The 12,166-nt window shown below is 68.1% G+C and carries 12 protein-coding genes; 7 read left to right on the forward strand and 5 right to left on the reverse strand.

Going from position 1 to position 12,166, the window contains the following annotated elements:
- Positions 1–195: 195 nt before the first annotated feature.
- The gene (locus ACTJLD_RS28755) at positions 196–1,089 is read right to left on the reverse strand and encodes a LysR substrate-binding domain-containing protein (protein WP_440660185.1); all 894 of its coding nucleotides are present in this window, start codon (positions 1,087–1,089) and stop codon (positions 196–198) included.
- A 199-nt stretch (positions 1,090–1,288) separates the two neighbouring features.
- Here ACTJLD_RS28755 and ACTJLD_RS28760 point away from each other — a divergent pair, with 199 nt between their 5' ends.
- From ACTJLD_RS28760 to ACTJLD_RS28770, 3 genes are all read left to right on the forward strand, one after another.
- Positions 1,289–1,927 (forward strand): hydrolase, encoded by a 639-nt coding sequence (locus ACTJLD_RS28760; protein ID WP_060357626.1) that lies wholly within the window; start codon positions 1,289–1,291, stop codon positions 1,925–1,927.
- A gap of 204 nt (positions 1,928–2,131) precedes the next feature.
- Complete coding sequence (locus tag ACTJLD_RS28765) at positions 2,132–2,854, forward strand: haloacid dehalogenase type II (protein ID WP_027791234.1); 723 nt, start codon at positions 2,132–2,134, stop codon at positions 2,852–2,854.
- A 142-nt stretch (positions 2,855–2,996) separates the two neighbouring features.
- On the forward strand, positions 2,997–3,938 hold the full coding sequence (locus tag ACTJLD_RS28770) for a hypothetical protein (RefSeq protein WP_440660187.1): 942 nt from the start codon (positions 2,997–2,999) through the stop codon (positions 3,936–3,938).
- Here the strand turns inward: ACTJLD_RS28770 and ACTJLD_RS28775 are convergent.
- From ACTJLD_RS28775 to ACTJLD_RS28785, 3 genes are all read right to left on the reverse strand, one after another.
- Positions 3,935–4,432, reverse strand: a complete 498-nt coding sequence (locus tag ACTJLD_RS28775) for an SRPBCC family protein (protein WP_060085500.1) — start codon at positions 4,430–4,432, stop codon at positions 3,935–3,937. The genes ACTJLD_RS28770 and ACTJLD_RS28775 overlap by 4 nt on opposite strands.
- 59 nt (positions 4,433–4,491) lie before the next feature.
- Positions 4,492–5,283, reverse strand: coding sequence for a uracil permease (locus tag ACTJLD_RS28780; RefSeq protein ID WP_333974174.1), 792 nt, complete (start codon positions 5,281–5,283; stop codon positions 4,492–4,494).
- 90 nt (positions 5,284–5,373) lie between these two features.
- Positions 5,374–6,333 (reverse strand): LysR family transcriptional regulator, encoded by a 960-nt coding sequence (locus tag ACTJLD_RS28785; protein WP_027791230.1) that lies wholly within the window; start codon positions 6,331–6,333, stop codon positions 5,374–5,376.
- 157 nt (positions 6,334–6,490) lie between these two features.
- Between ACTJLD_RS28785 and ACTJLD_RS28790 the strand changes: the two genes are divergently transcribed.
- The 3 genes from ACTJLD_RS28790 to mmsB all read left to right on the forward strand — a co-directional run bounded on the left by ACTJLD_RS28790 (position 6,491) and on the right by mmsB (position 10,356).
- Positions 6,491–7,810 (forward strand): MFS transporter, encoded by a 1,320-nt coding sequence (locus ACTJLD_RS28790; protein ID WP_027791229.1) that lies wholly within the window; start codon positions 6,491–6,493, stop codon positions 7,808–7,810.
- Between the two features lie 114 nt (positions 7,811–7,924).
- A complete protein-coding gene (locus ACTJLD_RS28795) occupies positions 7,925–9,451 on the forward strand; it encodes a CoA-acylating methylmalonate-semialdehyde dehydrogenase (RefSeq protein WP_027791228.1) in 1,527 nt (508 codons plus the stop codon).
- Between the two features lie 14 nt (positions 9,452–9,465).
- Positions 9,466–10,356 carry a 3-hydroxyisobutyrate dehydrogenase gene (gene mmsB / locus ACTJLD_RS28800; protein ID WP_059694247.1) on the forward strand — a complete coding sequence of 297 codons (891 nt, stop codon included), beginning with the start codon at positions 9,466–9,468 and terminating at the stop codon, positions 10,354–10,356.
- A 120-nt stretch (positions 10,357–10,476) separates the two neighbouring features.
- On the opposite strand, the gene ACTJLD_RS28805 is transcribed toward mmsB, so the two are convergent.
- Positions 10,477–10,809, reverse strand: a complete 333-nt coding sequence (locus tag ACTJLD_RS28805) for a hypothetical protein (RefSeq protein WP_059694245.1) — start codon at positions 10,807–10,809, stop codon at positions 10,477–10,479.
- Positions 10,810–11,320: 511 nt separating this feature from the next.
- Between ACTJLD_RS28805 and ACTJLD_RS28810 the strand changes: the two genes are divergently transcribed.
- Entirely contained in the window at positions 11,321–12,085 is a 765-nt protein-coding gene (locus tag ACTJLD_RS28810) for a DUF4397 domain-containing protein (RefSeq protein WP_059694242.1), read from the forward strand.
- Positions 12,086–12,166: the final 81 nt, after the last annotated feature.

Below are 12,166 nucleotides of genomic sequence, written 5' to 3' on the forward strand. Positions count from 1 at the left end.
TGCGCCATGCGGGCCGCGTTCGAAAGCCATTCGTCAGATTGCGGGGGCGCCCCGGCTCCGTTCGCGTTCGATCGTCCGCGCGGGGATCCGTGCGCGTGATCGCCTTCGATGCGTTGGTGGCGGCCGCGCCCGGCGCCGATGCATCGGGCCCGCACACGCGCCGGCCAGGCTTGCAGCGCGGCGCCTGTGCGAGCGTCAATCCTTCCGGATGTGTTCGGCCAGGAAATCGATCAGCAGCCGCACGCGCGGCAGCAGCCCGCGCCGCGACGGAAACACCGCGTGCACCACGCCGCCCTTCGGCGCCCAGCCGGGCAGCACGTCGACCAGCGTGCCGTCGCGCAGGTCGTCCTCGACGACCATGCACGGCAGCTGCACGATGCCGACGCCGTGAATCGCCGCATCGCGCAACGCGTGCATGTCGTCCGTGACGAAGCGCGGATGATGGCGCAACTGCGCGTGCTCGCCGTTCGGCCCGACCAGCTGCCACACGTGATGCCGCGCCGGTCCCCAGTCGAGACTCGGCGCGCCGGCCAGCCCGGCCGGGTCCGACAGCGGCGCGCGCCCGTCCAGCCAGTGCGGCGCGGCCACCAGCCGCTGCGGGCTGTCGGCGAGCACGCGCATCACGAGATCGCTGTCCTCCAGCGGCGGGAAGCGCACCCGCAGCGCGAGGTCGAACCCTTCGCTCAGCAGGTCGACGCGGCGGTTCGTCGCCTCGAGATGCACCTCCACCTGCGGATGAATCGCCATGAAGCGCGCGACCAGTTCGCTCACGCGATATTCGAGCAGCGCGGTCGGGCAACTGACGCGGACGACGCCGCGCGGCTCCGCGTGCCGGCGCTCGATCACCTCGCGCGCGGCGTCGGCCTCGACCAGCACCGCGAGGCAGCGCTCATGGAATTCGCGTCCGGTTTCCGTGACGGTGAAATGACGCGTCGTCCGCTGAAGCAGCCGCACGTCGTACTTCGCTTCCAGCGCGGCGATGCGCCGGCTCAGTGTCGATTTCGGCACGTCCAGCGCGCGCCCGGCCTGCGTGAACCCGCCGTGTTCGACCACCTTCACGAAATAGTAGAGGTCGTTCAGGTCATCCATGATTGTTCCACCCATAGAACACTGACGGCATTTTAAGGGACTGGAACGCCGGTTGTTGCACGCCTAGCATCCTATTTCAGCGTGGATCGAGCGTGTCGCGGCAGCCGGGAATTTTCTCGACCGGCTCCTTCGCCCGACCCGACGGTTCACTGGACCTGGATTTACCCCCTCACTTCCCGCACCGTCACTGGAGACAACCATGGCAAGCGAACCGGTTCGCGACCCCGCGAACGACCACCTGCTCACCCCGCAGAACGCGGCGTTCATCGTCATCGATTACCAGCCGGTCCAGGTGAACTCCATCGCGTCGATGGATCGCCAGCTGCTGATCAACAACATCGTCGGCGCGTCGAAGGCGGCCGTCGCGTACAACCTGCCGATCGTCCACTCGACCGTGAACGTGAAGACGGGCCTGAACAAGCCGCCGATCCCGCAGTTGCGCGCGGCGCTCGAAGGTTATCCGACCTACGACCGCACCAGCATCAACTCGTGGGAGGACGTCGAATTCCGCAAGGCCGTCGAAGCGACCGGCCGCAAGAAACTGATCATGACCGCGCTGTGGACCGAAGCGTGCCTGACGTTCCCGGCACTCGACGCGCTGAAGGCCGGTTACGAGGTGTACGTGGTCGTCGATGCGGTCGGCGGCACGTCGGTCGCCGCGCACGAAGCCGCGCTGCGCCGCATCGAGCAGGCCGGCGGCCAGATGATCAGCGTCGCGCAGCTGTTCTGCGAACTGCAGCGCGACTGGGCGCGCAGCGCCACCGTGCCGGCGTTCATCGACCTGTTCATCGAAACCGGCGGCACCGCGGGCATCCAGTTCTCTTACGACAAGAGCTGACCGGCACGGCACGCGCGGCGGCCGGCGTGTCCGGCCGTCGGCGCGCGCCGTTGCCCTGCTTCTCCGTTCCGGCGCGGCCGGACTGCATCGCGGCCGGCAGGCCGCGTTTTCGTATCCGTGATTCAATGTCGATGGCTCCGGCGCCGCGCATCGCGCGCGGCACGGCGATGTGTACCCTCATCGATTGACCTTCACAGGATCACCATGACGAACCCTGCCGAAATCAAGGCGCTCGTTTTCGATGTATTCGGAACGATCGTCGACTGGAGAAGCGGCGTCGCACGCGGCGCCGCCGCGTTCCTCGATCGCCATGCACCCGCACTCGACCCGTTCGAATTCGCCGATACGTGGCGGGCCGAATATTCGCCGTCGATGGAAGAAATCCGCAGCGGGCGCCGCCGCTACGTGCGGCTCGACGTCCTGCACCGCGAGAACCTCGTGCGCACGCTCGACCGCTACGGCATCGTCGACGTGCCCGACGCCGACATCGACGCACTCAACCTCGCGTGGCACAGCCTCGACCCGTGGCCCGATGCCGTCGCGGCGCTGCAGCGGCTGAAGCGACGCTACATCATCGCGCCGCTGTCGAACGGCAACATCCGGCTGATGGTCGACGTCGCGAAACGCGCGGGGCTGCCGTGGGATGCGATCCTCGGCGCGGAAGTCGTGCGCGCGTACAAGCCGTCGCCGCAGGTGTACAGCGATACCGTCGAGATTCTCGGTATCGAGCCGGCCGAGCTGTGCCTGGTCGCCGCGCACAACGGCGATCTCGCGGCCGCACGCCGGCAGGGGCTGTCGACCGCGTTCGTGCTGCGGCCGACCGAACACGGGCCCGGCCAGACGACCGACCTGCGAGCCGTTGATCAGTGGGACTTCGACGTCAAGGACCTGAACGAACTCGCGGACCGGCTGGGCTGCCCGGGTTGAAGGCCTCCGGGTCAAGGTACGCGAGCGTGGCGCTGGCGGCCACGATGCGGGGCCGGTGGAGCGGCGCGTCAAGCAGGACAAACGCGCCGACAGACGACTGGTAGACTCCGCAAACCTTGTCCCATTGCAGCGGCCTGCCCTGATGTCGTCACCCCTGCGTCTCGTAGAAGGCAAACTGACCGCGATGCGCTTTCTCGAGCGCCCCGACCAAGGTGGCGCCGGAAGCCGTCAGGTGCCACCCGTCGACCCCGAAGCCCGCAAGAAATCGCTCGGCTACTGGTTCACGCACACCCTGGTGCCGATCCTCGCGGCACTCACCGGCAACGGGGCCGCGGCCAATGCCCTGGTGTTTCAGCAAGCCGACGAGGATCTCGTCCTGGCCGAGTTGAACGCCGCGGCCGACAAGGTCGAGCATCCGGCGACATGGTCGTACGCGAACCTGCGCGAAACCAGGACCTTCGCGTCGGCAAACGCGTTCGTGACCGTGGGGAAAAACGGCAGGATCCTGTTCGCGAAGCTACCGGTGGAAATCGAAATCGGCGGCGAGTCGTACCGCGGGTTCCTCGGCGGGCAGTGCTTCGACGTCGGCGACGACGTGGTTGCCGTGGTCGATCGCCGCGGCCGCCTGTTTGCGCTGTCGTCGCCGGACCGGCGCCGCACGGTCATGGATCACACGTGCAGCGACACGGGGCTGGCCGGCCTGACGCACGACATCTGGCTGGCGTGGAAATGGATGTTCATCGGCATGAACTGCTTTGTCATCCCGATGATGATCCTGCTGCTCTGGACCGGCGACGACGGCTTTTCCGACCTGGGTGCCGACCTGGCCATGCTGCTCGGCGGGCCGGCCGCGATCGGCGTCATGCTCGCGCTGCTCTTGGGCGTGCGGTTGTCGTGGGCCGACTGGCTGCCGGCGTGGCGCACGTCGGGCATCCTGAAGGCGCTGGGCCGCCCGGATCTGTGCACGGTTGATTTCCTGGCTACGCGCACCGAGGCCGAACGCAACGGCCAGGTGCGCGACACGGATGTCGGGCAAATCTATTACGCGCCCGTGCCCGTGCCCGTGCCCGTGCCCAAGACCTAGCGCACCGCCTCCATCGCACCCGCCCGCCCCTGCGCCGCCATCGCGAGACGCCGCCAGTTGCGGGCCGCATACCGGTGCGCCTGCCGCAACGCGAGCCACAGCCCGATCTGCCGAACCGGCCTGAAGAGGCCACGCGCACTGAACACGGTGCGCCGTTCGACGCGCGTCCTGCCGCCTTCCACCGGTGTCAGCGTGAATTCGTCCTCAAGCAGGCCGACCCAGTCGCGACACCACACCGTCGACGCCACCATCCGGTAACGCAGCCGGCGATGCTCGTCGAGCACGAGGATCCGCTGGTCGATGGTGCCGCGATCGGTCGTGCACTGCCGCGTGTTGCCGACGGCCGGCACGCCTTCGAGTACGCGGCAGCTGACCGGCTTCGGCACGCCGAGGCGGAACAGCAACGGCCGCGTGTCGTCCATCCGGGCATGGAGGAAATGCGGCCAGACATGCTCGGGCCGGCAATCGAACGTCCACTGCGAATGAATTTCCACGACCGTCTCCTGGCGGTTGCCGGTGCGGGCATGATGACACAACCGCCCCGCCGCATTCGTCACTTCACGACGGCACGCCACGCGGTTCGCGCGTAGATGAGCAGCAACGGCAGCAGCGCCAGCGCGAACAGCAGGCCAAGCGCCAGCACCCACACCGGCCACTGTTCGGGATTCCCCCGCACCCAGTAGCGGTACGGCACGCTCAGGAACGCGATTTCCATCAGCAGCGCACCGAGCGGCACGAGCGCGTTCATCACCACGGCCACGCCGAATCGGGCCGCACCGTCGATGTTCTTCCCCGCACCGTACGCCGCGATCAGGTAGACGAAATACCCGATGATCGCGACCATCAGCGCGCCGCCGGCCAGCAGGCCGACACTGCGCACGCTGCGTTCATGCAACTGGGTAGCCCCGGCCGGCAACACGACATCGATCTTCTCGCCGATCTCCGGCACGCCGCCGGATCGGATGTTGCCCGGCAGCACGACCCGCTCGCCATCCGGCATCACGGCCTCCAGGATCGACGTGTACTTGATGCACCGATATCGTTCGGTGCGCCCGCTGCTGCCGCGTCGCTCGCAGGTGTCCCACTCGGACTGGTAGGACACGACGGTCGCCTCGTATTTCGGCGACACCGCCAGTGCGTAGAGTTCGTCGCCGATCCAGTACGCGAACGGGAAACACAGCGACACCAGGCAAAAGCACACGAGCCACCAGAAGGCGACCGCGCCGCCCGCCCCGCGCGCGCCGCCGGTCTGGCGGCGCACCATGCGCGACGCGAGCCAGTACGCGGCCACGCCGAATACCGCCACACAAACCACGAACACCTTGCCCGCCTGCGTCAACGCCATCTGCCTTTCCCCCGATAACCGGCCGGATCTTCGTCGGCCATTTTTTCAACTCAGATCAACTCGTTCGTCACCGCCCCGCCCGCCATTCCGTCAGGCCGGCTCGCCGACGAATCTCAGCGTCCCCGATTCGCCCGACAGCAGCGCGCGATTCGCGTCCGCCGCCGCGCGCAGGTAATCCCACAGCGCGGTCACGCGCCGCAGCTTGCGCAGATCCTCGCGGCACGTCAGCCAGAAGCACCGCGTGACGACCACGTCGTCCGGCAGCACGGGCACCAGCGCCGGCTGCGTGGCCGCCATGAAGCACGGCAGGATCGCGAGCCCGCCGCCCTGCAGCGCCGCGAAATACTGCGCGATCACGCTCGTCGTGCGCAGCCCGGCCGTCGCGCCCGGCACCGCCCGGTCGAGGTACAGCAGCTCGTTGCTGAACGCGAGATCGTCGACGTAGCTGATGAACGCGTGCTCCGCGAGATCGTCGGTACAGGTGATCGGTGGATGGTTCGCGAGATAGTCGCGCGTCGCGTAGAGCCGCAACTGGTAATCGCACAGCTTCGTGACCACGTAAGGCCCGCGCTCGGGCCGCTCGAGCGTGATCGCGAGGTCCGCCTCGCGCTTGGGCAGGTTGACGAAATGCGGCACCGGCAGCAGGTCGACCGTCACGTGCGGATGCTCGGCGCGAAACTGCGCGAGCTGCGGCGCGAGGAAAAAGCACCCGAACCCCTCGGTCGACCCGATCCGCACATGGCCCGACAGCGCCTCGCCCGTATTCGCGACCTGGTCGCACGCGGACTGCACCGTCGTCTCCATCGCGTCCGCATACGCGACGAGCCGCTGGCCTTCGGCCGTCAGCGTGAAGCCGCCGGAGCGCGACTTGTCGAACAGCAGCGTGCCCATCGCCGCCTCGAGCGCGCGGATGCGCCGCGCGACGGTCGTGTAGTCGACCCCCAGCCGCTTCGCGGCGCCGCTCGCCCGCTGCGTGCGCGCGACTTCGAGGAAAAAGCGCAGGTCGTCCCAGTTCAGGTTGCCGGAAACCGGCTCGGTGGCATGTCGCATCGGCGAGGGAAAAAGGGGCTGGAGTCTCCGGGCCGGCCGTCGATATGCATAAATGCACATCCAACCGGTTTCTTTATCGGTACATGATGAATCTGCGCATAACTATACTCGACCGTGACCTGCGGACTACGAGCCGCGGCACCACCACGGAGACACCATGCAGACGCGATCCACCCTCGATGAGCATGCGACAGTCGCGGCACCTGCGCCCGAGCGCACCGCGAAGCACCACCTGCTGGCCGGCTGGGCCAGCATGGCCGGCACCACGATCGAGTGGTACGACTTCTTCCTCTACGGCACGGCGGCCGCGCTCGTGTTCAACCGCATCTTCTTCCCGTCGCTGGACCCCGTCGTCGGCACGCTCGCCGCGTTCGGCACGTTCGCGGTCGGCTTCATCGGGCGGCCGATGGGCGGCATCGTGTTCGGCCACTTCGGCGACCGCATCGGCCGCAAGTCGATGCTGATGATCACGCTGCTGCTGATGGGCGTGCCGAGCATGATCATCGGGCTGATCCCGTCGTACGACAGCATCGGCTACTGGGCCGCCGCGCTGCTGATCGGGATGCGGTTCCTGCAAGGGATGGCCGTCGGCGGCGAATGGGGCGGCGCGGTGCTGATGGCCGTCGAACACGCGCCGAAGGGCCGCAAGGGGCTGTTCGGCAGCCTGCCGCAGACGGGCGTCGGGCTCGGCCTGATCCTGTCGTCGGTCGCGATGGCCGCGGTGGCCGCGCTGCCGGAAGCCGACATGCTGTCGTGGGGCTGGCGTGTGCCGTTCCTCGCGAGCATCGCGCTCGTCGGCCTCGGCTGGTTCATCCGCGCGAAGGTGCCCGAATCGCCCGACTTCGAGAAGATGCAGCGCCAGGGCAAGGCCGAGAAGTCGCCGGTGACGGCCGCGCTGCGCCGCCATCCGCGCGAGGTGCTGACGATCGTCGGCGCACGCGCCGCCGAGAACACCTGGTTCTACATGGTCGTCACGTTCGCGCTCGCCTACGCGACGCAGCAGCTGCATCTGCCGAAGGCCGAGATGCTGCACGCGATCACGGCCGGCGCCGCGCTGTCGCTCGTCACGATGCCGCTGTGCGGCCATCTCAGCGACCGCATCGGCCAGCGCCGGATGTTCGCGATCGGCCTCGTGCTGATGTGCGCGTTCGCCGCGCCGTTCTTCATGATGCTCGGCACGCAGCAGACGTCGACCGCATGGTGGGCGATCGTGCTCGGCCTCGGCGTCGTGTTCCCGATTCTCTATGCGCCGGAATCGCTGCTGTTCGCGCAGCAGTTCCCGGCGGAGATCCGCTACAGCGGCATCTCGCTGTCGGTGCAGCTGGCCGGCGTGATCGGCGGCGGCTTCGCGCCGATGATCGCGACGTCGCTGCTCAAGGCCGGCGGCGGCCAGCCGCATTACGTGATCGCTTACCTCGTCGGCTTCGGCGTGTTCGCGCTCGTGTGTACCGCGTTGATGCGGCCGGCGCGCGCGTAACGCACCGCCCGCATTCATTCGATTTCAGTTCGACCTGCCGTCCGCCGTGCGTGCATGCGCGGCGGCGGATACGGGCCGCCTTGTTTGTCATCACCTCGTTCCCCGGAGAGTTCCATGAACGCCGCAGTTCCCCAGACCACCCTCGCCCTGCCCACCGCCAAGCTGCTGATCGACGGCGCGTTCGTCGAATCGCAAAGCGCCGAATGGGGCGACATCGTCAACCCCGCGACGCAGGAAGTGATCGGCCGCGTGCCGTATGCGACGCTCGACGAGGTCGACGCCGCGATCGCGTCCGCGCAGCGCGCGTTCCAGACGTGGAAGACGACGCCGATCGGCGCGCGCCTGCGCATCATGCTGAAGTTCCAGGATCTCGTGCGCCGCAATCTCGAACGGATCGCGCACACGCTGACGGCCGAGCAGGGCAAGACGCTGCCCGATGCGCAGGGCGACATCTTCCGCGGCCTCGAAGTGGTCGAGCACGCGTGCTCGATCGGCACGCTGCAGCAAGGCGAATTCGCGGAGAACGTGGCGGGCGGCGTCGATACCTATACGCTGCGCCAGCCGATCGGCGTGTGCGCGGGCATCACGCCGTTCAACTTCCCCGGGATGATCCCGCTGTGGATGTTCCCGATGGCGATCGTCTGCGGCAACACGTTCGTGCTGAAGCCGTCGGAGCAGGACCCGCTGTCGACGATGCAGCTCGTCGAGCTCGCGATCGAGGCCGGCGTACCGCAGGGCGTGCTGAACGTCGTGCACGGCGGCAAGACGGTGGTCGACCGCCTCTGCACGCACCCGGACATCAAGGCGATCTCGTTCGTCGGCTCGACGCGCGTCGGCACGCACGTGTACAACCTCGGCAGCCAGCACGGCAAGCGCGTGCAGTCGATGATGGGCGCGAAGAACCACGCGGTCGTGCTGCCCGACGCGCACCGCGAGCAGACGATCAACGCGCTCGTCGGCGCGGGTTTCGGCGCGGCCGGCCAGCGCTGCATGGCGACGTCGGTCGTCGTGCTGGTCGGCACGGCGCGCGACTGGCTGCCCGAGCTCGTCGAGAAAGCGAAGGCGCTGAAGGTGAACGCGGGCCACGAACCGGGTACCGATGTCGGCCCGGTCGTGTCGAAGGCCGCGCATGCGCGCATCACCGCGCTGATCGACGAAGGCGTGAAGGCCGGCGCGAAGCTCGAACTCGACGGCCGCAACGTGAAGGTGCCCGGTTACGAGCAGGGCAACTTCGTCGGCCCGACGATCTTCTCGGGTGTGACGACCGACATGTCGATCTATACGGAAGAAATCTTCGGGCCGGTGGTGGTCGTGCTCGAGGCCGACACGCTCGACGACGCGATCGCGCTCGTCAACCGCAACCCGATGGGCAACGGCGTGGGGCTGTTCACGCAGAGCGGTGCGGCGGCACGCAAGTTCCAGAGCGAGATCGACATCGGCCAGGTCGGCATCAACATCCCGATTCCGGTGCCGGTGCCCTACTTCAGCTTCACGGGTTCGCGCGGCTCGAAGCTCGGCGATCTCGGCCCGTACGGCAAGCAGGTCGTGCAGTTCTACACGCAGACGAAGACGGTCACCGCGCGCTGGTTCGACGACGACGCGACGGCCGGCGGCGTGAACACGACGATCGCGCTGCGCTGAGCGAGGGCCTGCACATGGACATCGCATTCATCGGACTCGGCAACATGGGCGGCCCCATGGCCGCCAACCTGCTGAAAGCCGGCCACGCGCTGACGGTGTTCGACCTCGACGCGCACGCGGTCGACGTCGCGGTGCGCGCCGGCGCGACCGCCGCCGGCTCGCCGCGCGAAGCGGCCGCGCGCGGCGCGGTCGTGATCACGATGCTGCCGGCCGCGCAACACGTGCGCGCGGTCTATCTCGGCGACGACGGCGTCCTGGCCGGCGCGCACGCCGGCGCGACGCTGATCGACTGCAGCACGATCGATCCCGGCACCGTGCGCGCAGTGGCCGACGCCGCCGCGCAGCGCGGCTTCCCGCTCGCCGACGCCCCCGTGTCGGGCGGCACCGGCGGCGCGCAGGCCGGCACGCTGACCTTCATGGTCGGCGCGGACGCCGCGCTGTTCGAGCGCATCCGCCCCGTGCTGCTCGACATGGGCAAGAACGTCGTGCATTGCGGCGGCACCGGCACCGGGCAGATCGCGAAGATCTGCAACAACCTGCTGCTCGGGATCTCGATGATGGGTGTCTCGGAAGCGATGGCGCTCGGCGCCGCGCTCGGCATCGATCCGTCCGTGCTGGCGGGCATCATCAATACGTCGACCGGCCGCTGCTGGAGCTCGGACACGTACAACCCGTATCCGGGCGTGAGCGACACCGCGCCGGCCGCGCGCGGCTATGCGGGCGGATTCGCGGCGAACCTGATGCTGAAGGATCTCGGGCTCGCGACCGAAGCGGCACGGAGCGCGCACCAGCCGGTGTGGATGGGCGCACTCGCGCAGCAGCTCTATCAGTCGATGAGCCAGCAGGGGCTCGGCACGCTCGACTTCTCCGCGTGCGTGAAGCTGTACGAGGCGCAGCCGGCGTAATCGCCGCAGCCGACGCCGGACGTGCGCCGACCCGCGATGTGCCTGTACGGCCTCGCGGGTCGGTTTGCATCGGGGAGAAGGAAAACGCGGACGGCGGCGGCGTGCGACGCCGCCGGTCGCTCAACCGCGCGGATTCGACGCCGTCTCGAAGGTCGGATGGCACTCGAACGCGAGTTCGGAGCGCGCGCCGACACGGCTGCCGCTGGTCAGCGCCTCCTGCTTCAGGCTGGCGCGCATGCCGCGCTGCGTGCAGTAGTTGGTGGCTTCGTCGACGGCCTTCGTATGGGCGTCGGCCCACGTCGTCGATACGCCGACCGTGCGCGTCGTCACGGTAAATACGTTCGGGTTCGACGTCGCGGTCACGTCGGAAGCGGTCGAACACGCGGCGAGCAAGCATGCAGCAGCCGCGACGGTCAACCATCGCAGGGTTCGAAAGGAAACTGGAGTGGACATGGGGGGCAAGCGCACGTACTTCGACGTGCATTGAGCAACATAGGCGACAGTATGCCTGCTCGATCGCCGGAGATCATGCCCCTTTCGGTGAACACATTGTTTCGAATGGTTAAACGATGACGGATGCAGGCAAGATTTACAGCCCTCGTCGGCGGCCGGCTTCGGCCGGCAGGTAGTTTCGCCCTGCCCGCACGCCGTTGCGGGCGCGCCGGGCGGCGCGACGGCCGGCGCGAGCCCCGCCGGCCGGGTCGGCGCCGACGCGTCCCCGCGCCCGGCCCCTGCGACACCGCCCTTTTTACAACCCGGGCGCGCCCTCTCCCTCACCCCTGACCGGCCCCGCCCCGCACCCGGCCGCCCGGCGCCCCGTCGTCAGACAGGCACATCGCTTGCGCCACCCACGCGCCCGCCGATCCGGCGGACAACATCCTTCCCGCAACCGGCGTTGCTCACCACGCGACCTTCGCGTGGCGATCCCGCATCGCAAACAGGTTCCCCTGAACGAGAGGACAACATGAAATCAATACGAACGATAGCGGCCCTGTGCTCCATCATTTCCGTGCTCGCGGCATGTGGCGGCGACGGCAACGACGTCGGCACCGAGCTCGGCATCTCGAAGCCGCAGGCGCGCTTCATCAACGCGGTGCCGGCCGGCCCGAACCTCGACTACTACCTGAACGCCAAGGTCGACCAGTCGGGTGTCGCGTACAAGGGCGTGACGCGCTATCACGACGTCGACTCGGGCACGCAGACCGCGAGCTACGACATCTCGGGCACGACCTCGACCATCGCGTCGCAATCGTTCAGCGCGGCGAACGGCCATCACTACACGACGATCGCGCTGCCGAGCACGACGTCGCTGATCTCCGTGATCGACGATCCGTACGACAAGGGCCTGCTGTCGGACAAGGCGCGCGTGCGCAGCTTCAATGCGTCGCCGAACGCGCAGAACATCGACATGTACGTCGTCCCGCCCGGCACCGACATCACGACGCAAAGCCCGACGCTCGCGGGCGCGGCCTACCAGAACGCGGTGCCGGCCTCGACGCAGGATTCGATCTACCTGAACGGCGGCAGTTACCAGGTGATCGTCACGACGGCCGGCAGCAAGACGCCGATCCTCAAGACCGCGCCGGTCACCATCAACAACAACGCCGACTGGCTGCTGCTGACGATTCCGTCGGGCGGGGTCGGCGACGTGACGCCGAACGATATCCACGTGCTGGTTGCGCAAGGCAACGACGCCGATACGTCCGCGCAGGAACTCGGGCCGCAGTAAAGGCGCGAACACGGCGGCGGCGATCGTGGCGGCCGGTGCGAGTGCACCGAAGGGGTCGTCACTCATCATCGTACTGTCGCG

The organism is Burkholderia sp. 22088 (genome assembly GCF_052045915.1).
Lineage (GTDB): Bacteria > Pseudomonadota > Gammaproteobacteria > Burkholderiales > Burkholderiaceae > Burkholderia > Burkholderia cepacia.